At 71.9% G+C, this 23592-nt stretch carries 18 protein-coding genes and 1 riboswitch; of the genes, 8 read left to right on the top strand and 10 right to left on the bottom strand.

Going from position 1 to position 23592, the window contains the following annotated elements; translation table 11 throughout:
* A partial coding sequence (locus tag KUM03_RS08235) for a GNAT family N-acetyltransferase (RefSeq protein WP_254399006.1) occupies positions 1-2266 on the bottom strand: 2266 nt, incomplete at its 3' end.
* 200 nt (positions 2267-2466) lie between these two features.
* Between KUM03_RS08235 and KUM03_RS08230 the strand changes: the two genes are divergently transcribed.
* On the top strand, positions 2467-2748 hold the full coding sequence (locus tag KUM03_RS08230; protein WP_217246361.1) for an HPr family phosphocarrier protein: 282 nt from the start codon (positions 2467-2469) through the stop codon (positions 2746-2748).
* 153 nt (positions 2749-2901) lie between these two features.
* Here the strand turns inward: KUM03_RS08230 and KUM03_RS08225 are convergent, their stop codons facing one another.
* From KUM03_RS08225 to KUM03_RS08210, 4 genes are all read right to left on the bottom strand, one after another.
* A complete protein-coding gene (locus tag KUM03_RS08225) occupies positions 2902-3597 on the bottom strand; it encodes a GntR family transcriptional regulator (protein ID WP_217246360.1) in 696 nt (231 codons plus the stop codon).
* A gap of 220 nt (positions 3598-3817) precedes the next feature.
* Positions 3818-4582 (bottom strand): M23 family metallopeptidase, encoded by a 765-nt coding sequence (locus KUM03_RS08220; RefSeq protein ID WP_217246359.1) that lies wholly within the window; start codon positions 4580-4582, stop codon positions 3818-3820.
* 12 nt (positions 4583-4594) lie between these two features.
* Positions 4595-4759: riboswitch (cyclic di-AMP (ydaO/yuaA leader) on the bottom strand.
* Positions 4760-4950: 191 nt separating this feature from the next.
* The gene (locus KUM03_RS08215; RefSeq protein WP_217246358.1) at positions 4951-6339 is read right to left on the bottom strand and encodes a pitrilysin family protein; all 1389 of its coding nucleotides are present in this window, start codon (positions 6337-6339) and stop codon (positions 4951-4953) included.
* A complete protein-coding gene (locus KUM03_RS08210; protein WP_217246357.1) occupies positions 6336-7703 on the bottom strand; it encodes a pitrilysin family protein in 1368 nt (455 codons plus the stop codon). Before KUM03_RS08210 ends, KUM03_RS08215 begins: the two co-directional genes overlap by 4 nt.
* A 320-nt stretch (positions 7704-8023) precedes the next feature.
* Here KUM03_RS08210 and KUM03_RS08205 point away from each other — a divergent pair, with 320 nt between their 5' ends.
* Complete coding sequence (locus KUM03_RS08205) at positions 8024-10480, top strand: DNA topoisomerase (ATP-hydrolyzing) subunit A (RefSeq protein ID WP_217246356.1); 2457 nt, start codon at positions 8024-8026, stop codon at positions 10478-10480.
* An 18-nt stretch (positions 10481-10498) separates the two neighbouring features.
* Here KUM03_RS08205 and KUM03_RS08200 read toward each other — a convergent pair whose 3' ends face one another.
* Positions 10499-11581: a GTP-binding protein gene (locus KUM03_RS08200; protein WP_217246355.1), complete on the bottom strand. Its 1083-nt coding sequence runs from the start codon at positions 11579-11581 to the stop codon at positions 10499-10501.
* Between the two features lie 320 nt (positions 11582-11901).
* On the opposite strand from KUM03_RS08200, the gene KUM03_RS08195 reads away from it, so the two are divergent.
* Entirely contained in the window at positions 11902-12453 is a 552-nt protein-coding gene (locus KUM03_RS08195; RefSeq protein ID WP_217246354.1) for a DUF6082 family protein, read from the top strand.
* A 56-nt stretch (positions 12454-12509) separates the two neighbouring features.
* The gene (locus tag KUM03_RS08190) at positions 12510-12746 is read left to right on the top strand and encodes a hypothetical protein (protein ID WP_079187841.1); all 237 of its coding nucleotides are present in this window, start codon (positions 12510-12512) and stop codon (positions 12744-12746) included.
* 135 nt (positions 12747-12881) lie between these two features.
* On the opposite strand, the gene KUM03_RS08185 is transcribed toward KUM03_RS08190, so the two are convergent.
* Positions 12882-14054 (bottom strand): citrate synthase/methylcitrate synthase, encoded by a 1173-nt coding sequence (locus KUM03_RS08185; RefSeq protein ID WP_217246353.1) that lies wholly within the window; start codon positions 14052-14054, stop codon positions 12882-12884.
* Positions 14055-14168: 114 nt separating this feature from the next.
* On the opposite strand from KUM03_RS08185, the gene KUM03_RS08180 reads away from it, so the two are divergent.
* From KUM03_RS08180 to KUM03_RS08165, 4 genes are all read left to right on the top strand, one after another.
* The gene (locus tag KUM03_RS08180; protein WP_217246352.1) at positions 14169-15428 is read left to right on the top strand and encodes a citrate synthase; all 1260 of its coding nucleotides are present in this window, start codon (positions 14169-14171) and stop codon (positions 15426-15428) included.
* A 53-nt stretch (positions 15429-15481) separates the two neighbouring features.
* Positions 15482-16426 carry a sucrase ferredoxin gene (locus KUM03_RS08175; RefSeq protein ID WP_217246351.1) on the top strand — a complete coding sequence of 315 codons (945 nt, stop codon included), beginning with the start codon at positions 15482-15484 and terminating at the stop codon, positions 16424-16426.
* 128 nt (positions 16427-16554) lie between these two features.
* Positions 16555-18270: a sensor histidine kinase gene (locus KUM03_RS08170; RefSeq protein ID WP_217246350.1), complete on the top strand. Its 1716-nt coding sequence runs from the start codon at positions 16555-16557 to the stop codon at positions 18268-18270.
* Entirely contained in the window at positions 18267-18947 is a 681-nt protein-coding gene (locus KUM03_RS08165; RefSeq protein WP_217246349.1) for a response regulator, read from the top strand. Before KUM03_RS08170 ends, KUM03_RS08165 begins: the two co-directional genes overlap by 4 nt.
* Before the next feature lie 22 nt (positions 18948-18969).
* Here KUM03_RS08165 and KUM03_RS08160 read toward each other — a convergent pair whose 3' ends face one another.
* The 3 genes from KUM03_RS08160 to KUM03_RS08150 form a co-directional block, all read right to left on the bottom strand.
* Positions 18970-20562 (bottom strand): cation acetate symporter, encoded by a 1593-nt coding sequence (locus KUM03_RS08160; RefSeq protein WP_217246348.1) that lies wholly within the window; start codon positions 20560-20562, stop codon positions 18970-18972.
* Positions 20559-21065, bottom strand: coding sequence for a DUF485 domain-containing protein (locus KUM03_RS08155; RefSeq protein WP_217246347.1), 507 nt, complete (start codon positions 21063-21065; stop codon positions 20559-20561). The genes KUM03_RS08160 and KUM03_RS08155 overlap by 4 nt, the downstream gene beginning before the upstream one ends.
* 113 nt (positions 21066-21178) lie before the next feature.
* On the bottom strand, positions 21179-23305 hold the full coding sequence (locus KUM03_RS08150; protein ID WP_217246346.1) for a type IIA DNA topoisomerase subunit B: 2127 nt from the start codon (positions 23303-23305) through the stop codon (positions 21179-21181).
* Positions 23306-23592: the final 287 nt, after the last annotated feature.

Raw genomic sequence — 23592 nt, 5'->3', positions numbered from 1 at the left:
GGGCGGGCGGCTGGGACCTGACGGGCGGGGCTGGGGTTTCGGGAACGGCGGTCCGGGGTTCGGCGGTGGGGGCCGTGGGGCGAGGGTCTGTGTACGCGGTGGACCGGGGCTCGCCGCGCCCGGCGGGCTGCGGAGCCGTAGGCCCAGTCGTCCGGGGGGTCGTGGGTGCGGTGGTCGGCGGGTCCGTGGGCGCGGCAGCCCTGGGTTCAACCGGTTCGGCGGCCTGCGGGTCCCTGGGCGCGCTGGTCTGCGGGTCCGAGGACCCGGTGGACTGCGGGCCCGAAAACGCAGTAGCCCCAGAGTCACCCGGCCCGACGGCCCCCGAGCCCGGGGAGTCAGTAGCCCCGGGCTCCGCGGACGCCGGCTGTGGCTCCGTCGGCCGGGGCGCCTGCGGTGCCGTGCTCGCCGCGGCCGAGAGGGCCTCCGCCAGGCCGCCCAGTTCCACGTGGACCACGAGGACCGGCTTGGCCGGCACCGCGGCGGCCGCCGACCGCAGGGCCGCCGCCAGCGCGGCGTCCCCGGCCGATCCCTCCCCCACCGTCGGGATCGCGGTCACCACCACGGCGTCGCAGGTGTCGTCGGCCAGGGCCCGGGACAGGGCGGCGTGGAAGTCGTCCGCCGAGGCGGCCGTCGTCAGGTCCAGCGGGGGGTGCGGGCGCAGCCCTTCGGAGAGACACGCGTCGTACGTCAGCAGGCCCAGGGACTCGGAGTTGCCCAGGATGGCCACCCTCGGCCCGGGTGGCAGCGGCTGGCGGGCGAGCAGCAGCCCCGCGTCGACCAGGTCGGTGATCGTGTCGACGCGGATCACGCCGGCCTGCCTGAGCAGCGCGGAGACCGTCGCGTGCGGGAGTCGCGTCGCCCGTACGGCGTGTCCCTGCGGTGCCACGCCCCCGTGCCTGGCCCCCTGCACGACGACCAGGGGTTTGACGGCCGCCGTGCGCCGGGCGAGGCGGGTGAACTTGCGGGGGTTGCCGATGGACTCCAGGTACATCAGCGCGACGTCGGTCTCCGGGTCGTCGTACCAGTACTGGAGGACGTCGTTGCCGGAGACGTCGGCTCGGTTGCCGGAGGAGACGAAGGTCGACACGCCGGTGACGCCGGTGACTCCGCCGCCGCGCCGGTGCAGTCGGGAGAGCAGGGCGATGCCGATGGCGCCGGACTGGGCGAACAGGCCGATCCGGCCGGGGCGGGGCGTCTCGGGGGCGAGGGAGGCGTTCAGCCGCACGTCCGCGGAGGTGTTGATGATCCCGAAGGCGTTGGGCCCGATGATCCGCATGCCGTACGTGCGCGCCTGCCGCACGAGGGCGCGCTGGCGTTCGCGTCCCTCGGGGCCGCTGTCGGCGTACCCGGCGGAGATCACCACCAGGCCCTGCACGCCGTGCTCGCCGCACTCGGTGACGACCTCGGGGACACGCTCGGCGGGGACGGTGACGACGGCGAGGTCGACCGGCCCGTCGATGTCGCGCACCGAGCGGCACGCGGACACCCCTTCGATCTCCTTCCGGTCCTCGGGGAAGGCCTTGTTCACGGCGTACAGCCGACCGGTGTAGCCCGCGTCCCGGATGTTGCCGAGGATGCTGCGGCCGACCCCGCCCGGCGTGCGGCCGGTGCCGACGACCGCGACCGAGCCGGGCCTCAGCAGCCGCTGCACGGAACGCGCCTCCGCGCGCTGCTCGCGCGCGTACTGCACGGCCAGGGAGCGGTCGGTCGGTTCGAGGCCGAACTCCAGGCGGACCACGCCGTCCTCGAAGCTGCGCTTCTGGGTGTACCCGGCGTCCACGAACACCTTGATCATCTTGGTGTTGGCGGGCAGCACCTCGGCGGCGAAGCGGCGGATGCCGCGCTCCCGGGCGACGGCGGCGATGTGCTCCAGCAGCGCGGAGGCGACGCCGCGCCCCTGGTGGGCGTCCTGGACGAGGAAGGCGACCTCGGCCTCGTCGGCGGGTGCGGTGGCGGGCGTTCCGCCGGCGCCGATCCGGTCGTAGCGTACGGTGGCGATGAACTCGCCGCCGACGGTGGCCGCGAGTCCCACCCGGTCCACAAAGTCGTGGTGCGTGAAGCGGTGGACGTCCTTGGCGGACAGGCGAGGGTACGGCGCGAAGAAGCGGTAGTACTTCGACTCGTCGGAGACCTGCTCGTAGAAGCTGACCAGGCGCTCGGCGTCATCAACGGTGATGGGGCGGACGCGCGCGGTGCCGCCGTCGCGCAGCACCACGTCGGCCTCCCAGTGGGCGGGATACTCGTGCCGGTCCGACGAGGTCTGCATGGGCCCCAGAGTACGGCTCGCGTACGACAACGGCGCGAGGCAGTCTGTGGAGGACGGAAGGTCGGGCCGAGGCCGCGGTCCGACGGTCACGCGGGGCGGCGCACGGCGCCGTCCCGGCACGCTTCACGATGTGGGAAACTGGTCTAGACAAGACTGGTCTAGACAACATGAAACCTTGAACACCTGAAGGGCAGCATCACATGGCTGAGCGCCGCGTCAACGTCGGCTGGGCCGAGGGCCTCCACGCCCGCCCCGCCTCCATCTTCGTCCGAGCCGCCACGGCCACAGGCGTCCCGGTCACGATCGCCAAGGCCGACAGTTCCCCCGTCAACGCGGCCTCCATGCTGGCCGTCCTCGGCCTCGGCGCCCAGGGCGGCGAGGAGATCGTCCTCGCCTCCGACGCCGAGGGCGCGGACGCCGCCCTCGACCGGCTGGCGAAGCTGGTCACCGAGGGCCTCGAGGAGCTTCCCGAGACCGTCTGACCGACGGCAAGAGCAATGCCGAACGGCCCGCCCGGAGCACCGGGCGGGCTTTTCTTTTCCCCTCTCCACGAACCGCGCTACCGATTTTCGAGGGCATTCGCAGGCAGCGCAAAATACCCCTTCAATCAATACCTCTTGTATATGGGCCGCGTGTTAATACCGCAGGCTCGGCGTGTTTACGGCACGTTGCGAATTCCTCACGCTCTCGGTCCGCCCGCCCTCGGGGGCGAACCGCAGTCGGTACGCGGGAGCGGACCGCTCGGTGTGCAGCGCCATGAGCGCCCGCGCGCGCTCGCCGTCGCCCCGGGCCACCGCGTCGGTGATCGCGCCGTGCTCCGCCCAGCAGCCCGCCGGATCGGCCGGCGCCGCCACGGCGTACATCCAGGCGATCTTGCGGCGCAACTGGGTCAGCAGGGACGCCAGGGAGGGACTGCAGGCGGCCTGGGCGAGGGTCTCGTGGAACCACCCGTCCAGTGCGCGCAAGTCCTCGCCGCGGCCCTGCCCGGCACGTTCCTGACCGAGCCTGACCAGCCCGCGCAGCACCTTGAGGTGGGCATCGGTGCGACGCCGGGCGGCCCGTGCGGCGCCCAGGGGTTCCAGGAGGGCACGGGTCTCCAGCAGGTCGGCGGCCTCCTGTTCGGTGGGTTCCGCGACGCACGCGCCCGCGTGCCGCCGGGTCACCACGAAGCCCTCGGCCTCCAGCGTGCGCAGGGCCTCGCGGACGGGGACGCGGGAGACTCCGTAGCGGCGGGCGAGGAGTTCCTCGGTGAGGCGGCCGCCGCGCCCGTGGACACCGGCGACGATGTCGTCCCGGATCGCCGTGCACACCGAGTGCGCCGGAATACGCATGCCCGACCTCCGCCTTGATCCCCGTGAAACGTCGACGATTGACGCGTGTTCAGTGACTCTAGGCCAGTCAAGCGGATATCCGACGGCGGGCCGGATTTCATGGACATTTTTTGGACAGCGGTCGCGTTCCCGGACCACACGTGGAAATGCGAAAGGCCCCCGCTCAGGGAGCCGGGGCCTTTCCAGAACCTTACCGAACCTTGCCGTCAGCGGTCCGTCGTCAGACGTTCACGCCGTGGGAGCGGAGGTAGGCGACGGGGTCGATGTCCGAGCCGTACTCGGCGCCCGTACGGGCCTCGAAGTGCAGGTGCGGTCCCGTGACGTTGCCGGTGGCACCGGAGAGGCCGATCTGCTGGCCCGCGGAGACCGACTGGCCCACCGAGACGCCGATGGACGACAGGTGGCCGTACTGCGTGTACGTGCCGTCGTGCATCTTGACCACGACCTGGTTGCCGTACGCCCCGCCCCAGCCGGCCTCGACGACGGTGCCGACGCCGACGGCGTGCACGGTGGTGCCGGTGGAGGCGTGGAAGTCGATCCCGGTGTGGCTGCCGGAGGACCACAGGGAGCTGCCGGCCTGGTAGGCGGTGGAGACGTACGAGGCGGTGATCGGCGACACGAAGGTGTTGAGGCGCTTGCGTTCCGCCTCCCGCGCGGCGCGCTCCTTGGCCTCGCGCGCCTCTTCGGCCGCTTCGGCGGCCCGCTCGCGCGCGGCCTCCCGGGCCGCCTCGCGGGCGGCGGCGAGCTGGGCGGCCTGCTCCTGGGCAGCGGCCTGGGCGTCGATCTCGTCGGCTATGGAGTCGCCGATGGAGATGACCGGGGTGATCCCGGTCTGCTCCGCCTCGGGCTCCGCGGCGAGCGCCGGTGCGGCGAGGGTGCCGACGACGCCGGTGGTGGCGAGGGCCGCGACTCCCGCCGCGCGGGCGGTGGTGCGGTGCATCCGGCTGGGACGGCGGTGCTTCCCGGTGGCGCGCGTGAACGCCATGTAGAGGCTGTTCCTTTCCTTCCCTCTCGCCTACCGGGTTAGCTGACGGGTTCGGAGGTGGAAGGTCTCCTACGGGCCCCCTCGCTGCACGCGCGGGCGTCCGATTCACCCCAGGGACTGCGGTGGGTCCCCGGCTCCCCTGGCTCGCGCCGTACGGGGACTCGGCGATGACTGTCCGGTGCCGCGGGTGCGGCGTACTGCCTGACGAACAGCCCGGAAGACGCTAAGCGCGGCTGCCTTCAATCCTCAAACGCAACAAGCTTTTTGTAGCGCATGCCACAGGGCAGACGGGCCGTCTCTCCCTCAATTCGGACAAACGGCGGCCCTGGTGACACTCGGGTCACCAGGGCCGCCACGCGCGCGTGGCGCTACTCGGCCGACACCACGGTGACTTCACCGATGCCGAGGGCCTCGACGGGCGTCTTGATCTGCGCGGCGTCGCCGACGAGCACCGTCACCAGGCGGTCCACCGGGAAGGCGTTCACGACCGCCGCCGTGGCCTCCACGGTGCCGGTGGCGGCGAGTTGGCGGTAGAGCGCGGCCTGGTAGTCGTCGGGCAGGTGCTGCTCGACCTGGTCGGCCAGCGTGCTCGCCACGGCCGCCGCCGTCTCGTACTTCAGCGGCGCCACGCCCACCAGGTTCTGCACGGCGACGTCGCGCTCGGCGTCGGTGAGTCCGCCTTCCGCGAGCGTGCGCAGCACCGTCCACAGGTCCTGCAGCGCGGGGCCGGTGTTGGGGGTGTCGACGGAGCCGCTGATGGCGAGCATCGCGGCGCCGGTGCCGTCGGGCGCGGAGAGCAGGACCTGCCCGAATGCCCGTACGCCGTAGGTGTAGCCCTTCTCCTCGCGCAGCACGCGGTCCAGGCGGGAGGTGAGGGTGCCGCCGAGGCAGTACGTGCCGAGGACCTGTGCGGGCCAGACGCGGTCGTGCCGGTCGGCGCCGGTGCGGCCGATCAGCAGCTGCGTCTGGACGGCGCCGGGACGGTCCACGATGACGACCCGGCCCCGGTCGTCGGCGGTCACCGGGGGCACGGGGCGCGGTTCGGCGGCGGAGCCGGTCCACGCGCCCAGGGTGTCGCCGAGCAGCGCGCCGAGGTCGATGCCGGTGAGGTCGCCGACGACCACGGCGGTGGCCGTGGCGGGACGCACGTGCTTCTCGTAGAAGGCCCGTACGGCGGCGGAGTCGACGTTCGCCACCGTCTCCTCGGTGCCCTGGCGCGGGCGCGACACGCGTGAGCCGGCTGGGAACAGCTCCTTGGAGAGCTCCTTGGCCGCGCGGCGGGCCGGGTTGGCCAGCTCGTGCGGGATCTCGTCGAGCCGGTTGCGGACCAGGCGTTCGACCTCGCCGTCCGCGAACGCGGGTGCCCTGAGGGCGTCGGCGAGCAGGCCGAGGGCCTTGGCGAGGCGCGAGGCGGGCACCTCCAGGCTCAGCCGGACGCCGGGGTGGTCGGCGTGCGCGTCGAGGGTGGCGCCGCAGCGCTCCAGCTCGGCGGCGAACTCCTCGGCGGAGTGCTTGTCGGTGCCCTCGGAGAAGGCGCGCGCCATGATGGTGGCGACGCCGTCGAGTCCGGCGGGCTCGGCGTCCAGGGGCGCGTCGAGGAGCACCTCCACGGCGACGACCTGCTGGCCGGGCCGGTGGCAGTGCAGCACGGTGAGGCCGTTGTCGAGGCTGCCGCGCTCGGGGGCGGGGAACGCCCACGGCTTGGGCTCGCCGCCCTGCGGCTGGGAGTGGAAGTCCATGGTGGCGAGCTCGGTCACTTGGCCGCCTCCTCGTTCTCGTCGGTGGCGTCGTCCGCGTCGGCGGCGGTCTCGTCGGCGGGGGCGGTGGGCTCGTAGACGAGCACCGCGCGGTTGTCGGGGCGCAGGCGGGCCCTGGCGACCTCCTGGACCTCCTCGGCCGTCACCTCGAGCACCCGCTGCACGGCGGTGAGGGCGAGCTGGGAGTCGCCGAACAGGACGGCGTAGCGGCACAGTTCGTCGGCGCGGCCCGCGACGGTGCCCAGGCGGTCCAGCCACTCGCGCTCCAGCTGCGCCTGGGCGCGCTCCATCTCCTCGGCCGTCGGGCCCTCCTCGGCGAACCGGGCGAGCTCCTCGTCGATGGCGGTCTCGATGACCGGCACCTCGACGTCACCGGACGTCTTCACGTCCAGCCACCCCAGGGAAGGCGCTCCGGCGAGCCGCAGCAGGCCGAACCCGGCGGCGACGGCCGTGCGGTCGCGGCGCACCAGCCGGTTGTAGAGGCGGGAGGACTCGCCGCCGCCCAGGACGGTGAGGGCCAGGTCGGCCGCGTCGCACGCGCGCGTGCCGTCCTCCGGCAGGCGGTAGGCCGCCATCAGGGCGCGGGCCGGGACTTCCTCCTCGACGACCTCGCGCAGCTGCTCGCCCATGATGTCGGGCAGTGAGCCGTCCCGTGGGGGCTGCTTGCCGTCGTGCGAGGCGATGGAGCCGAAGTACTTCTCGATCCAGGCGAGCGTCTGCTCGGAGTCGATGTCGCCGACGACGGACAGCACCGCGTTGTTCGGCGCGTAGTACGTGCGGAAGAACGCCCGCGCGTCCTCCAGGGTCGCCGCGTCCAGGTCGGCCATCGAGCCGATCGGCGTGTGGTGGTAGGGGTGCCCCTCCGGGTAGGCCAGGGCGGTGAGCTTCTCGAAGGCGGTGCCGTACGGAACGTTGTCGTAGCGCTGACGGCGCTCGTTCTTGACGACGTCGCGCTGGTTCTCCATGGACTCCTCGTCCAGGGCGGCCAGCAGGGAACCCATGCGGTCGGCCTCCAGCCAGAGGGCGAGCTCCAGCTGGTGGGCGGGCATGGTCTCGAAGTAGTTGGTGCGCTCGAAGCTCGTGGTGCCGTTGAGCGAGCCGCCGGCGCCCTGCACCAGTTCGAAGTGGCCGTTGCCCTTGACCTGGGCGGAGCCCTGGAACATGAGGTGCTCGAAAAGGTGAGCCAGGCCGGTACGTCCCTTGACCTCGTGGCGCGAACCGACGTCGTACCAGAGGCACACCGCCGCGACCGGGGTCAGGTGGTCCTCGGAGAGCACCACGCGCAGGCCGTTGGCCAGGCGGTGCTCGGTCGCTGTCAGGCCGCCGGAGTCTGCCTGGGCTGTGGCCGTGTGACCCATGGGCATGTACGTCCCTTCGATCGCGGAATGCTGAGCGGAGTCAGCCGGGTGGAAACACTGGTCGGAACTGCGGAATTCCGCCGATCCTGCCGATCCTGCCACTGTATGCAAGCGTGCGGGCGGCCGGTGGAGTTCCCGGACCGCGTACGCCGAGAGCGAGAACGGGGTCGGCGGCCCGGGGACGGGCGTGCGGAACGAGGGCGTACTCTGCGGGCAGCGCCGGGCCGGGCAGCCCGTGACGGGTCCTGGTCGGTCGCTGTCAGTGCCGCGGTCCACAATGGACCGCGTCAGATCACCGTTCACGCTTCAGCAAGGAGCCGGCAGCGATGGCCCGCCGTAGTACGAAGACCCCGCCGCCCGACGACTCGTACGAGGAGAAGATCCTCGACATCGACGTCGTCGACGAGATGCAGGGCTCCTTCCTCGAGTACGCGTACTCGGTCATCTACTCCCGTGCGCTGCCGGACGCCCGGGACGGCCTCAAGCCCGTGCACCGCCGCATCGTCTACCAGATGAACGAGATGGGCCTCAGGCCCGAGCGCGGTTACGTGAAGTGCGCCCGCGTCGTCGGCGAGGTCATGGGCAAGCTGCACCCGCACGGCGACGCGTCGATCTACGACGCCCTGGTGCGCATGGCCCAGTCCTTCTCGATGCGCGTGCCCCTGGTGGACGGCCACGGCAACTTCGGCTCGCTGGGCAACGACGACCCGCCGGCCGCCATGCGGTACACCGAGTGCCGGATGGCCGATGCCGCCGGCCTGATGACGGAGTCCATCGACGAGGACACCGTCGACTTCGGCCCGAACTACGACGGCCAGGAGCAGGAGCCGGTGGCGCTGCCCGCCGCCTTCCCCAACCTGCTGGTCAACGGCGCCTCCGGCATTGCGGTCGGCATGGCCACGAACATGCCGCCGCACAACCTGCGCGAGGTCATCGCGGCCGCCCGGCACCTCATCCGGTACCCGAACGCAGACCTGGACGCGCTGATGAAGCACGTGCCGGGCCCCGACCTGCCCACCGGCGGCCGGATCGTCGGCCTGCCCGGCATCCGGGACGCCTACGAGACCGGCCGCGGCACGTTCAAGATCCGCGCGACGGTGTCCGTGGAGACCGTCACGGCCCGCCGCAAGGGCCTCGTCGTCACCGAGCTGCCCTTCGCGGTCGGCCCCGAGAAGGTCATCGCGAAGATCAAGGACCTGGTCGGCTCGAAGAAGCTCCAGGGCATCGCGGACGTCAAGGACCTCACCGACCGCGAGCACGGTCTGCGCCTGGTCATCGAGATCAAGAACGGCTTCGTGCCCGAGGCGGTCCTCGAACAGCTCTACAAGCTGACGCCGATGGAGGAGTCCTTCGGCATCAACAACGTCGCCCTGGTGGACGGCCAGCCCCTCACCCTGGGCCTCAGGGAGCTGCTGGAGGTCTACCTCGACCACCGCTTCAACGTGGTGCGGCGCCGCAGCGAGTTCCGCCGAGGCAAGCGCCGGGACCGTCTGCACCTGGTCGAGGGCCTGCTCGTCGCGCTGGTGGACATCGACGAGGTCATCCGTCTCATCCGCTCCAGCGAGAACTCGGCCGAGGCCAAGCAGCGCCTGATGGAGCGCTTCTCGCTGAGCGAGGTCCAGACCCAGTACATCCTGGACACGCCGCTGCGCCGGCTCACCAAGTACGACCGCATCGAGCTGGAGGCCGAGAAGGACCGGCTCAACGCGGAGATCGAGGAGCTGACCCGGATCCTCGACTCGGACGCGGAGCTGCGCAAGCTGGTCTCGGCCGAACTGGCCGCGGTCGCCAAGAAGTTCGGCACCGACCGCCGCACGGTCCTGCTGGAGTCGTCCGGGGCGCCGGTCGCCGCCGTTCCGCTCCAGGTGGCGGACGACCCGTGCCGGGTGCTGCTGTCCTCGACCGGTCTGCTCGCCCGCACGGTGAACGACGAGCCCCTGGTCACGGACGCCAAGGCCAAGCGGGTCAAGCACGACCTGATCGTCTCGGCGGTGCCCGCCACGGCACGCGGCGAGGTGGGCGTGGTGACCTCCGGCGGGCGGCTGCTGCGGGTGAACGTGGTGGACCTGCCCCAGCTCCCTGAGTCCATGCCGACGCCGAACCTCTCGGGCGGCGCGCCGCTCGCGGAGTTCGTGTCCCTGGAGGACGACGAGACGGTCATCTGCCTGACCACCTTGGACGAGTCGTCGCCGGGGCTGGCGATCGGCACGGAACAGGGCGTGGTCAAGCGAGTGGTGCCCGACTATCCGTCCCACAAGGACGAGCTGGAGGTCATCACCCTCAGGGACGGCGACCGGATCGTCGGCGGCGCCGAGCTGCGCACCGGCGAGGAGGACCTGGTCTTCATCACCGACGACGCCCAACTGCTGCGCTACCAGGCCTCCCAGGTCCGTCCGCAGGGCCGTCCGGCGGGCGGCGTGGCGGGCGTCAAGCTCGCCGAGGGCGTGAAGGTCATCTCCTTCACGGCGGTGGACCCGGCCGCGGACGCGGTGGTCTTCACGGTCGCCGGTTCGCGCGGCACGCTGGACGACTCCGTCCAGACCACGGCCAAGCTCACCCCCTTCGACCAGTACCCGCGCAAGGGCCGCGCCACGGGTGGCGTGCGCTGCCAGCGGTTCCTGAAGGGCGAGGACTGCCTGGCGTTCGCCTGGGCCGGAGCCGTCCCGGCGCTCGCCGCGCAGAAGAACGGCTCCCCGGCCCAGCTCCCGGAGATCGACCCGCGCCGCGACGGCTCGGGCGTGTCGCTGCCGAAGACGGTTTCGGTGGTGGCGGGTCCGGCCTGACGAGGAGGTCAGGTGTGATCAGGGCATGAGCGGCGGCTCCTCGCCGCTCTGCTCCGCCCCCTCGGGGTCCAGTACGTAGCGAAGGACGCCCCACATGCCGTGCTCGTCGGCGGGTGGGGCGTCGGCGCCCCTGCGGCACGCGTCGAGTCGTCTGCCGAGGGCAGGGGCGTCGATGCCGGAGCCGATGAGCACCAGCTGGGTGCGGCGGGGCTCGCCGGGGGGCCAGGGCTCGGGGTAGAAGCGCAGGAAGCGTCCGACGGCGTGGACGGCGTAGCGGTTGCGCGAGTCGTACGGGCCGAAGTCGACGTAGCCCTTGATCCGGTACAGGCCCTCGGGGCGGCTGTCGAGGAACCGCATGAGTCCGCGCGGGTCGAGCGGGAGGTCGGAGACGAACGACAGGGTGTCGTAGGCGGCGTGCAGGTGTTCGGCGTACGCGCCGTGCGCGGAGTGGTCGTGCAGGTCGTCGAAGGACAGCTGTCCTACGCGCTCCTCGCTCGGACGGCAGTCGTAGAGGAACTCGGGATCGATGCGGCCGTAGGTCGCGGGCACGACGGCGGCGCGGTCGGCGAGCGAGCGGACGAGCGCGAGCACGCGTTCGGCGTCCGGGGCCCGGTCGGTCTTGTTGACGACGACCAGGTCGGCAAGGGCCAGGTGCCGGTCGATCTCGGGGTGCTTCGCGCGCGTGGCGTCGAACTCGGCGGCGTCGACGACCTCGACCAGCCCGCCGTAGACGACGCCCGGCTGGTCGCTGGCGAGCAGCATGCGCACGAGTTCCTGCGGCTCGGCGAGGCCGCTGGCCTCGATGACGATCACGTCGATGCCGGTCTCGGGCCGTGCGAGCCGCTCCAGGTACCCGTCGAGTTCGGTCGCGTCGACCGCACAGCACAGGCAGCCGTTGCCGAGCGACACGGTGGAGTCGCCGAGTGCGCCGGCCACGGCCATCGCGTCGATCTCGATCGACCCGAAGTCGTTGACGATGGCGCCGATACGGCTGCCTCCGCTGCGGTGCAGGAGGTGGTTGAGGAGCGTGGTTTTCCCGGAGCCGAGGAATCCGGCGAGTACGACGACCGGGATCTGCTGCGGAGTCGGGGGCTGCCCCACCGTGCGACCTCTCTCTCCACCACGCGTACGCCGGCCCGTGGCAAGGCGTACATCCACGTACGGAATTGCCTGATCAGGATACGAGCCGACGCGGCCGACGCGGTGTGAACGATTGTTAGCACCACTCGCTGGGCAGACGTCTGGACAAGGCGCCGGAGTGTGCGACCCTCGCTTCCCTCCGTGCGCCTCCTCTCCGCCTCCCCGCCGATCAGCGCAGCTCGGCACTCCGGAGGCGGCAAGCGCCGCCCATCGCTCGCCGGTCCCCGTCAGCCGACCCGCACTCGACGACCGGCGGGCGGTCGCCTGATTCGGGGGTTGACATGGTCACACGGAAGAAGATCACGGGGAGGTTCGGCTCCGCCGCGGCGGGCATGCTGTTCGCCACGGCCGGAGTGGCGTTGGCCGCGCGGCAGCGGCGGCTGGAGGCACAGCGCCTCGAAGTGAAGCGGCTGGAACTGGAAGAACTGGCCACCCGGCGCCGGGCGCTGGCCCACCAGCAGCGCATGCACTGGGAACTGCTCGCGCGGGCGATCGACGACCCGTCCCTGGCCGCGGTGATCGACACCTACGACAAGGACATTCCCGCCGAGAAGCGGCGCCAGTTCTTCTACGCCAACGCGTGGTACGTCAACCTCTTCCACGTCTACGAGGCGGGCCTGATGGACCACGAGGAGCTGTTCGGACGTCTGCGTGAGATCTTCCAGACACCGCTGATGCGGGAGTACTGGGAAGCGTCGAAGGCGCAGCGCGCGACACTGAAGGCGTCCGCCGACGAGACCCGGATCGGCGCGATGGTGGACGGCCTCATCAAGGATCTGGACGAGGCCGACACGGACGAGTGGTGGGTGGTGGGGACGCCTCCCACGCCTTGAACTTCCAGTAACGTGCTGCCGACAGTGTGCCCAGTCTGCGTAAGGACCGGTACCCCTTGAAAATCGTGCGCCGCATCGGTGTGCCTCCAAGCTCGCGTGGCAGCACCTCGGGAGCCAATTGCCCGGATCTCTTCGAGCTGAGTGACGGCAACTTCGCCGTGATCGGCACGGAGGCCACCGAGGCGCTGGAACGTGAGCTCCCCGCCGATGCCTCTCGCGCGGACTACGAACGCATCGTGGTCATCAGCCGGGAAACCCTGATCCGCGCCAAGGCCGACATCCCCGACGCCTGAACCGCCCACGTCTCCGGCCGTGTCCACCGCCGCCCGTGCCGGAAGCCCCATCGCCGAGCAGTGCGGAACCCCGCCCCCGCTCGACGCCCCTCCGCTGAGGCCTGGCGCCCGAACGGCACCAGGCCGCTCGTATGCTCAGCCTGCCGCGGGCACCCCGACCGGCGCGCCCGGCCCCACATACCGTGCCGCAGGGCGGATGATCTTCGAGTCCCGCGCCTGTTCCAGGATGTTCGCGCTCCAGCCCACCACCCGCGCCGCCGCGAAGGTCGGCGTGAACATCTCGCGCGGCAGACCGCACAGTTCCATGACCACGCCCGCGTAGAACTCGACGTTCGTGTGCAGCTCGCGCCCCGGTTTCAGCTCCGCGAGGATCGCCTCGACCTGTCGCTCCACCTCGACGGCGAACTCCACGCGCGGGCCTCCGAACCGCCGCGCCACCCCACGGAGCATCCGCGAGCGTGGATCCTCCGTGCGGTAGACCGCGTGACCGAAGCCCATGATGCGGTCGCCGGCGAGCACCCGCTCGCGGATCCAGGAGTCGATGCGGTCGGGCGTGCCGATCGCGTCCAGGGTGTCCAGCGCACGGCTGGGCGCCCCGCCGTGAAGCGGTCCGGACAAGGCCGCCACCGCGCCTGCCAGGCAGGCCGCGACGTCCGCCCCCGTCGAAGCGATGACCCGCGCGGTGAAGGTTGACGCGTTGAATCCGTGGTCAATGGTGGAGATCAAGTACTGCTCGATCGCCCGTGCGCGCTCCTGGTCCGGCTCCGAACCGGTCAGCATGTAGAGGTAGTTGGCGGCATAGGGAAGGTCCTCACGGGGCTCCACCGGCTCGAGCCCGCGTCCCAGCCGGTACAGCGCGGTGAGCAGCGTCGGTACGGCCGCGGCGGCCAGCAGCGTGTCTTGGCGGCGCCGCTCGGCCGGCAGGTCGTAGACGGGCCCGAAGCCCTGGGCCGCGCCCAGCAGCGACAGGGCAGTGCGCATTCCGGCGAGCGGGCCGGAGCGCCCGCCGGCGGCCGCGATGGCGGGCAGTGCCGAGCGCACCGTCCCGGGGAGCCGCCGCAGTGCCGCGGTCTCGGCGGCGAACGCGGCGCCGCGCCGCGCGTCCGGCAGCGCGCCGTGGACCAGGAGATGCCAGACGTCCTCGAAAGACCTGCGCTCGGCGAGCTCGACGGCCGAGTACTGGCGGTAGTGGTAGAACCCCTCCCGCCCTCGCACATCACCGACCTCGGTGTCGGCCACCACGACACCCGCGAGCCCTCGCGGCACCTCCACGAGCGGAGCGGCGGATGCGGTTCTGTTCACGGTCACGATTACCTCCCTGGACTTGAGTTCCACTGTCCATAGTTGATGTAAAGTCTGTCAACATTGATTAAATCAATGTACGGGTCAAGTCCATCCCCCGGAGTCGATACGGTGACCCCCATGCGCGATCACGAACCCGGCCGCCCCGCCGACGGCGAGCACCGCCTGACCACCAGGGAGGCGGCCGAACTGCTAGGGGTGAAACCCGAGACCGTCTACGCGTACGTCAGCCGCGGCCTGCTCGGCAGCCGGCGCACGCCCGGGGGCCGGGGCAGCACGTTCGACGCCGGGGAGGTGCGGGCGCTCGCCCGCCGCCACCGGCGCGAAAGCGGCACGGCCCCCGCCCCCGGCCAGGAGCCTGCCGTCCGCACGCGCATCACGCTCATCGAGAAGGACCGGTTCTACTTCCGGGGCGTCGACGCGGTGGAACTGGCCGCGCGCCACAGCTACGAGGAGGTCGCCGAGTGGCTGTGGACGGGCCGGATGCGACCCGGCATCGAGTTCACCGCGCCCGAGGCCTCCATGGCAGCCGCCCGGCGAGCCGTCGACGCCCTGCCCGAACACGCGGGGCCCGCCGACCGCCTGCGCGTCGCCGTCGTCGCCGCGGCGGCCGCGGACCCGCTCCGCTTCGACCTGTCCGAGGAAGCCGTGCTGGGCACCGCGCGCACCCTCGTCCCCACCCTCGTCGCCGCCCTTCCCCCGGTGCGGCACGCCGGGCACGACCGGGGCCCGCTCGCCCACCGCCTGTGGACGCGGCTCAGCGGACTCCCCGCGGACGAGGCGTCGCTGCGTGCTCTCGACACGGCGCTCGCGCTGCTCGTCGACCACGACCTGGCCGCCTCCACGCTCGCCGTGCGCGTGGCCGCGTCGGCCCGGGCGCACGCCTACGCGGCCGTGTCCGCGGGCCTCGGCGTGATCGAGGGTCCGCTGCACGGCGCGGCGGGCGGACTCGCCCACCGGCTGCTGCTGGAGGTGCTCGACCGGGGCAGCGCTGCGCCGGTGGTCGCCGAGGAGCTGAGGGCGGGTCGCCGCGTCCCCGGACTGGGTCACCGCCTGTATCCCGGCGAGGACCCACGCGCGCGTGCGCTCTTCGCCCTCCTGGAGGACATCCCCCGGGCGGCCCCCGCCCTGGCGGCGGCCCGCGACGTCCAGGCGACCGCCGCCCGCCACACCCCGCTGCACGCCAACGTCGATCTGGCGCTCGGAGTGCTCACCTCGTCCTGCGGCATGTCCTCCACCGCCGCCGAGACGATCTTCGCCGTCGCCCGGACGGCGGGCTGGATCGCCCACGCGCTGGAGGAGTACGGGGAGCGGCCGCTGCGCATGCGGCCGAGCGGGCTCTACTCGGGGCCCCGGCCGCCTCAGCCACTGCCGGAGTAGTGCCGAGCGCGGCTGGAAGTCGCGGCGGCGCAAGTCAGGTTAGGCTCACCTCTGTGAGTACGTGCTCATCCGTCTCCCGGAACCTCGACGAACCCGTCGCGGGCACCGCGCCCGTCGCGAGGACCTGGCTGCTGCTGGAGCAGCCCGGCCCGTGGGGCGCCAAGGCGCTGACGTCGAGCCACCTGGATCCCGCGCTGGGGCGCGCCCTGGAGGCGGCCGTGAAGGGCACGGGCGTACGCGTCGCGCTCATCCGCAGGCCCGGACGCCACGCGGACCGCCACACCCTTTCCGAACGCCGGGTGTACGCGGCCCACACCGTGCCCGGGAACGTGTGGTTGCACGGCACCACGCTCACCGACCCACGCCGGCTGCTCGACCTCGATCTCGCCGCGCTCGGCAAGGGTGACCGCCGCGCCTTCGACTCGGTGCTCGACGGCGCTCCCCACCTGGGCGATCCGCTCGCCCTCGTCTGCACCAACGGCAAACGCGACCGGTGCTGCGCACTCCTCGGCCGGCCGCTCGCGGCGGAACTCGCCGCTTCCGGTGACGGGGACGTCTGGGAGGTCACCCATCTGGGTGGTCACCGCTTCTCGCCGACCGTACTGGTGCTGCCGCACGGCTACGCCTACGGGCGGGTCCAGGGTCACGCGGTCAAGGAGGTCCTGCACAGTGCGCGCCAGGGACGGATCGTGGTCGAGGACTGCCGTGGGAACTCCGCGTGGGAGCGTCCGGGGCAGGCCGCCGAGCTGGCCGTGCGCGCGGCCGTCGACGAGGACGCGGCGCAGGCACTGGACGTCGTGCGGACGGACGGTGCGGCCCCCCGCTGGGAGGTGACCGTGGCCCACACCGACGGACGGCACTGGCGGGTCACCGTCGTGCAGAGTGCGGCGGCACCGCCGCGTCCGGAGAGCTGCGCGGCGTCGGTGCTGGGCTCGCCCGCGCGGATGGAGGTCACGGCGGTACGCGAACTGGCGGTGACGGCGGCGCTCGCGAGCTGACGGCCGGGCCGGAGCGTGAGGCACCGGCCGACCCGGTGCGCCCTGCCGGGACACGCACGTCAGGCGCTCGGGAGATCCGCGCCACACCCCTCTACGGCACGTCGCCACGCCCACGTACCGTCATGGGTATGAGTTCCGCTCCCCCCGCCCGCCGCCTGCGCCTCGGCCTGCCCCGGCGGGTGTTCTCGCAGGTGCTGCTGATGCAGCTGGCGATCGCCGCGGGGGTCGCCGTGCTCGCGACCGGCCTGTTCCTGGCGCCGCTCGGCGACCAGCTGGACGACCAGGCGATGCGCCGGGCCCTCGCGATCGCGCAGACCACCGCACAGCAGCCCCAGATCGTCCGGGACCTGCGCGACACCGCGCCGACCGCGAGCGGCCCGGTGCAGCGGGAGTCGGAGCGGATCCGTGAGGCCACGGGGGCGGAGTACGTCGTCGTGATGGACCGGCGGGGCGTGCGCTGGTCGCACACCGATCCGGAGCGGGTCGGCGAGGTCGTCTCCACCGATCCGGGGCAGGCCCTGGCCGGACGCGAGGTCATGGAGATCGACGACGGCACACTGGGCCGCTCCGCGCGCGGCAAGGTGCCGCTGCGCGACGGCGAGGGCGACATCGTCGGCGCGGTGTCGGTGGGTATCGCGTACGACAGTGTCCGGGCGCGGCTGATCCACGCCATCCCCGGGCTGTTCGCGTACGCCGGCGGCGCCCTGGCCGTCGGCGCGCTGGCCGCCTGGCTCATCTCCCGCCGGGTGCAGCGGCAGACGCGGGACCTGGCCTTCTCGGACATCGCGGGGCTGCTGGCGGAGCGCGAGGCGATGCTGCACGGCATCCGGGAGGGCGTCGTCGCCCTGGACCGCGGCGGCAGGGTGCGCCTGCTCAACGACGAGGCGCAGCGCCTGCTGGGCATCGGCGGGGAGGCCGTCGGCCACTCCCCCGACGAGGCGCTGGGCGCCGGACGCACAGCCGACGTCCTGGCCGGCCGGGTGACCGGGACCGACCTGCTGACCGTGCGCGGCCAGCGGGTTCTCGTCGCCAACCGGATGCCGACCGACGACGGGGGCGCCGTCGCCACCCTGCGCGACCGCACCGAGCTGGAACAGCTCGGACGGGAGCTGGACTCGACGCGCGGCCTGATCGACGCCCTGCGCGCGCAGGACCACGAGCACGCCAACCGCATGCACACCCTGCTGGGACTGCTGGAACTGGAGATGTACGACGACGCCGTGGAGTTCATCGGCGAGGTGGTGGGCGATCACCGGGTCACCGCCGAGCAGATCACTGAGCGCATCGAGGACCCGCTCCTCGCCGCGCTGCTGGTCGGCAAGGCGACCGTGGCGACCGAACGCGGGGTCGCCCTGTGGGTGTCGGAGCGGACGCGACTGCCGGACCGCCTGGTCGACTCCCGGGGGCTCGTCACCATCGTCGGCAACCTGGTCGACAACGCGCTCGACGCCGTCGCGGGTACGCCGCACGCGCGCGTGGAGGTCGAGTTGCGAGCGCGGGGACGCGCGGCCACGCTCCGGGTGCGCGACACCGGGCCCGGCATCCCCGCGGAACACCGCGAGCTCGTGTTCACGACGGGCTGGTCCACCAAGGAGCCGCCGGCACACCGGCAGCGGGGCATCGGGTTGTCGCTGGTGCGCAGGCTCGCCGAGCGCCAGGGCGGCAGTGCCACCGTCGGCGAGGCGCACGGCGGTGGCGCGGAGTTCGTCGTCGTACTGCCCGAAGCCCTGACGGAACGGGACCCGGTCGAACCGCTCCCGGCCCAGCCGGACGGCGGGCCCGCCCCCGCCGCCCCTGCCGTCGCCGCCCACGTGAACACCGCTGCCAAGGAGGAGTCCCGATGATCGAGGTCCTGGTCGTGGACGACGACACGCGGGTCGCGCGGGTCAACGCCGCCTACGTCGAGAAGGTACCGGGCTTCCACGTCGCCGGGCAGGCGCACAACGCGCTGGAGGCCCTGCGGGGCGTGGAGACACTGCCCCGCGTGGACCTGATCCTGCTGGATCACTACCTGCCCGACCGCACCGGCCTGGAGGTCGTCCAGGAGATGCGGCGCCGCGGCCACCAGACCGACGTGATCATGGTGACGGCGGCGCGGGACGTGGCGACCGTCCAGGCGGCGATGCGGCACGGTGCGCTGCAGTACCTGGTCAAGCCGTTCTCCTTCGCGGGGCTGCGCGCCAAGCTGGAGGCGTACGCGGAACTGCGGCGCACGCTCGACGGCGGAGGCGAGGCGGAGCAGGCGGAGGTGGACCGGATCTTCGGCGCGCTGTCGGCGCCGTCGGAGCCGGGACTGCCCAAGGGGCACTCCCCCACCACCGCCGAGCTGGTGCGCCAGTGCCTGATGAAGGCCGACGGTGCGCTCTCCGCCCAGGAGATCGCCGAACGGACCGGAGTGAGCCGACAGACCGCCCAGCGCTATCTGAAGCTTCTGGAGCGTACCGGGCGGGCCAGGCTGACCCTCAAGTACGGCGACGCGGGCCGCCCGGAGCACCGTTACGTGTGGGCGACCCGCGCCTGAGGCAAGACAGTACCGCCGTCTCCTACACGGCCCCCGCCCCGGTCAGTGACCGCACCTCGGTCTCGGCGTGCCTGGCCTCGTCCGGGACCTCGGCTGAGGTGACCGTGCCGATCCACCCGGCCAGGAAGCCCAGCGGGATCGACACGAGACCGGGGTTCTGCAACGGGAAGTACTGGAAGTCGACGCCCGGGAACAGCGACTGCGGGCTGCCCGACACCACGGGCGACAGCAGGACCAGCACCACGGCGGGGACGAGGCCGCCGTAGACGGCCCATACGGCGCCGCGCGTGGTGAAGCCGCGCCAGAACAGCGAGTAGAGCAGCACCGGCAGGTTTGCGGACGCGGCGACGGCGAAGGCGAGGCCCACCAGGAACGCGACGTTGAGGTCCCGGGCGAGCAGGCCGAGCGCGATCGCGACCGCGCCGATGGCGACGGCGGCGACACGTGCCACGGCGACCTCGCTGCGCGGCTCGGCGTTCCGGCGCCGCAGGGACGCGTACAGGTCGTGGGCCACGGACGCCGAGGAGGCCAGGGTGATGCCCGCGACCACCGCGAGGATGGTGGCGAAGGCGACGGCGGCCACGACCGCGAACAGCACCGTGCCCCCGGTGGATCCCGCGCCGCCGCCCAGGTCGAGGGCGAGCAGGGGGACGGCCGTGTTCCCGGCGGCGTTCGAGGCCCGTACCGCGTCGGGGCCGACCAGGGCCGCCGCGCCGAAGCCGAGCACGATCGTCATCAGGTAGAAGCCTCCGATGAGACCGATCGACCAGACGACCGACCGCCTCGCGGCCCGGGCGGTGGGCACCGTGTAGAAGCGGGACAGGATGTGCGGCAGCCCCGCCGTGCCCAGCACCAGGGCGAGTCCCAGGCTGATGAAGTCGAAGCGCGAGGTCCAGTCCCCGCCGTACGCCAGTCCGGGTGCGAGGAACGCCTCGCCGTGGCCACTGCGCTCGGCCGCCGTGCGCAGCAGCCGGTCGACGTCGCCGTGGAAGCGCACCAGCACCAGCGTGGTCAGGGCCACGGTGCCGCCGAGCAGCAGCACCGCCTTCACGATCTGGATCCAGGTGGTGGCCCGCATCCCGCCCAGCGACACGTAGATCACCATCAGGGCGCCGACGCCGATGACGGTCCAGGTGCGCGCCGCCTCGCTCGTGCCGCCGAGCAGCAGGGCGACCAGGCTGCCGGCGCCCACCATCTGTGCCACCAGGTACATGACGGACACGGTGACGGAGGACGTTCCGGCGGCGATCCGGACCGGCCGCTCGCGCATCCGTGCCGCCACGACGTCCGCGAGGGTGAACCTCCCGCAGTTGCGCACCAGTTCCGCGACGAGGAACAGCACGACGAGCCAGGCGACCAGGAAGCCCACCGAGTAGAGCATCCCGTCGTAGCCGTAGAGCGCGATGACTCCTGAGATGCCGAGGAAGGAGGCCGCCGACATGTAGTCGCCGGCGATGGCAAAACCATTCTCCATCGGGGAGAACAAGCGGCCGCCCGCGTAGAACTCCTCCGCCGAGCCGTGCCGGTGACGGCTCACCCACGTCGTGATCCCCAGTGTGACGGCGACGAACGTGCTGAACAGCAGCAGCGCCAGCGTCTGGTGGTCACCGGTCACGACGCATCGCCCCGCACACCGCGTGTCAGTTCCTGGGTGTCCCAGCGCAGTTCGAGCGCGGCCCGGTCTCGGCGCAGCCTCGCGTGCCGGGCGTACGCCCAGGTGAGCAGGAAGGTGGTGAGGAACTGGCCGAGCCCGGCGAGCATCGCCACGTTGACCGCCCCCGCCACCGGCCGGGCCATCAGCTCGGGCGCCGTGGTGGCGGTCACCACGTACGCGATGTACCAGGCGAAGAAGGCGGCCACCGCCGGCACCACGAACCGCCGGTAGCGGCTGCGGACCTCCTGGAAGGCCGCGCTGCGCTGCACCTCCAGGTAGACGTCGGCCGCGTCCCGCGGCGGCGCCGGGGCCGGTTCCGCGCGCATCGGCGGCACCGCCACCGGCTCGGGGGCACCGGCGCCGGCCGACTCGCCCCAGCCGGAGGCGAGGGCGTCGTACCACGGGTCGTCGTAGCCCGGGCTCCCGGACGCCTCGGCGCAGGACGGGTCGTTGCTTGACTGCATGCCCAAGGATGGACAGAACGGGAAGATCCCCGACTCTTCTTCCCTCGGCACTTCACCCCATCAGGTGACCGCGCCTCCTGATCCACGGCTCAGGAGGCACGCGTCACGCACGGTCACGCGTCGATGCGCGACCGGTCCAGCGTCGCCGCCGAGCTGGAGATGAACTCCTTGCGGGGAGCGACGTCGTTGCCCATGAGCAGGTCGAAGACCTGCTCCGCGGATTCCAGATCGGTGAGGTTGATCCGGCGCAGGGTACGGCGCCGCGGGTCCATCGTCGTCTCCGCCAGCTGGTCGGCGTCCATCTCGCCCAGGCCCTTGTAGCGCTGGATGGAGTCCTTGTACCGGACGCCCTTGCTCTGGAACTCCATGAGCTTGTCGCGCAGCTCCCGGTCCGAGTACGTGTAGACGTACTTGTCCTGGCCCTTCTTGGGCTGGATGAGCTCGATGCGGTGCAGCGGGGGCACCGCGGCGAAGACCCGGCCCGCTTCGACCATGGGCCGCATGTAGCGGTGGAACAGGGTCAGCAGGAGGGTGCGGATGTGGGAGCCGTCCACATCGGCGTCGGTCATCATGATGATCTTGCCGTAGCGGGCCGCGTCGATGTCGAAGGTACGGCCCGAACCGGCTCCTATGACCTGGATGATCGCGCCGCACTCGGCGTTCTTCAGCATGTCGGTCACGGACGACTTCTGGACGTTGAGGATCTTGCCGCGGATCGGCAGCAGCGCCTGGAACTCGGAGTTCCGGGCGAGCTTCGCCGTGCCCAGCGCGGAGTCTCCCTCGACGATGAACAGCTCGCTGCGGTCGACGTCGTCGCTGCGGCAGTCGGCGAGCTTCGCGGGCAGCGAGGACGACTCCAGGGCCGTCTTGCGGCGCTGGGCGTCCTTGTGCTGGCGGGCCGCGATGCGGGTGCGGGCCGCGGCGACGGCCTTCTCCATGACCACGCGGGCCTGCTGGGCCGCGTCGCGCTTGGTGGAGGTCAGGAACGCCTTCAGTTCCTTGCTGATGACGTTGTTCACGATGCGGCGGGCCGCCGAGGTGCCGAGGACCTCCTTGGTCTGCCCCTCGAACTGGGGCTCGGCGAGCCGGACCGTCACGACCGCCGTGAGGCCCTCCAGGGCGTCGTCCTTGACGATGTCGTCCTCGGCCACCCGCAGCAGCTTCTTGGTCCGCAGCGCCTCGTTCATCGTCCTGGCCACCGCCTGCTCGAAGCCGGCGACGTGGGTGCCGCCCTTGGGCGTGGCGATGATGTTGACGAACGACTTGAGCGTGGTGTCGTACCCGGTGCCCCAGCGCATCGCGACGTCGACGCCGAGCTCGCGCGTGACCTCGGTGGGTGTCATCTGGCCGTGCTCGTCGAGGACGGGGACCGTCTCCTTGAAACTGCCCTGCCCACTGAAGCGGAGGACGTCGCAGACGGGCCTGTCACTGGCCAGGAACTCGCAGAACTCGCTGATGCCGCCGTCGAAGCGGAAGGACTCCTCGCCCTTGCTGCCGCCGTCGCCGAGGCCGAACTCGTCCCGGACGACGATGGTCAGCCCCGGGACCAGGAAGGCGGTCTGGCGGGCCCGCTGGTGCAGGTGGTCCAGGGAGAGCTTGGCGTCCTTCAGGAAGATCTGCCGGTCGGCCCAGTACCGCACGCGCGTGCCGGTGCGGGTCTTGGGCATCTTCTTCTTGGCCTTGCGCAGTCCGCTCCCGGCCTCGAACTTGGCCTCCGGGCCCGCCCCCGTGAACGCGCCGGGGACACCGCGGCGGAAGCTGATGGCGTGCGTGTACCCGCCGCGGTCCACCTCGATGTCCAGCCGGCTGGACAGGGCGTTCACCACGGAGGCGCCGACGCCGTGCAGACCGCCGGAGGCGGCGTAGGAGCCGCCGCCGAACTTGCCTCCGGCGTGCAGCTTGGTCATGACGACCTCGACGCCGGACAGGCCGGTCTTCGGCTCGACGTCGACCGGGATGCCCCGGCCGTTGTCCCGGACCTCCACCGACGCGTCGTCGTGGAGGATCACCTCGATGTGGTCGCAGTAGCCACCGAGGGCCTCGTCGACGGAGTTGTCGATGATCTCCCACAGGCAGTGCATCAGGCCACGGCTGTCGGTCGATCCGATGTACATGCCCGGACGCTTGCGCACGGCCTCGAGACCCTCGAGGACGAGCAGGTGCCGCGCGGTGTAATTGGATCCGTCCCGGTCTGCTCCTGCCAGCAGCGCAGTGGACGGCACGGATGTCTCGGCGGTCACGCGGTTCGCTCCTCGCTGAATTTCAGATGGGGCCCCGCTGGGTAAGGGCGCGGCTCGGTTCACCGGTCAGAGGGTACCGAGGCCTGGTAGAGCCGTTGTAACGCCACCCTCGTCGAAGACTCACCCTAGTCCAGCGTCGCATGCTTGTTCGATCCCTCGATGGGGTGAAGTACACATCACGTTCCCATCGAGGCATGAACCATTTAGGCTCCGGGCACGTCCTCATGAACAAACCGGCAACCCAGCCGGCGGGACCGACACTGACCGACTGCGCGAACCCGTACGAC

It is taken from the genome of Streptomyces sp. AC602_WCS936, from assembly GCF_019049125.1.
Taxonomy (GTDB): Bacteria; Actinomycetota; Actinomycetes; order Streptomycetales; family Streptomycetaceae; genus Streptomyces.
The sequence above is the reverse complement of the archived record's forward strand: the minus strand, read 5'-3'. Positions and strand labels throughout refer to the sequence as shown.

Excerpts from the sequence above, each read along its gene's own strand:
- KUM03_RS08205 (WP_217246356.1), top strand. The coding sequence starts at position 8,024 with ATGGCCCGCCGTAGTACGAAGACCCCGCCGCCCGACGACTCGTACGAG.
- KUM03_RS08180 (WP_217246352.1), top strand. The coding sequence starts at position 14,169 with ATGCGCGATCACGAACCCGGCCGCCCCGCCGACGGCGAGCACCGCCTG.
- KUM03_RS08230 (WP_217246361.1), top strand. The coding sequence starts at position 2,467 with ATGGCTGAGCGCCGCGTCAACGTCGGCTGGGCCGAGGGCCTCCACGCC.
- KUM03_RS08155 (WP_217246347.1), bottom strand. The coding sequence starts at position 21,065 with ATGCAGTCAAGCAACGACCCGTCCTGCGCCGAGGCGTCCGGGAGCCCG.
- KUM03_RS08210 (WP_217246357.1), bottom strand. The coding sequence starts at position 7,703 with ATGCCCATGGGTCACACGGCCACAGCCCAGGCAGACTCCGGCGGCCTG.
- KUM03_RS08220 (WP_217246359.1), bottom strand. The coding sequence starts at position 4,582 with ATGGCGTTCACGCGCGCCACCGGGAAGCACCGCCGTCCCAGCCGGATG.
- KUM03_RS08225 (WP_217246360.1), bottom strand. The coding sequence starts at position 3,597 with ATGCGTATTCCGGCGCACTCGGTGTGCACGGCGATCCGGGACGACATC.
- KUM03_RS08195 (WP_217246354.1), top strand. The coding sequence starts at position 11,902 with ATGGTCACACGGAAGAAGATCACGGGGAGGTTCGGCTCCGCCGCGGCG.
- KUM03_RS08170 (WP_217246350.1), top strand. The coding sequence starts at position 16,555 with ATGAGTTCCGCTCCCCCCGCCCGCCGCCTGCGCCTCGGCCTGCCCCGG.
- KUM03_RS08165 (WP_217246349.1), top strand. The coding sequence starts at position 18,267 with ATGATCGAGGTCCTGGTCGTGGACGACGACACGCGGGTCGCGCGGGTC.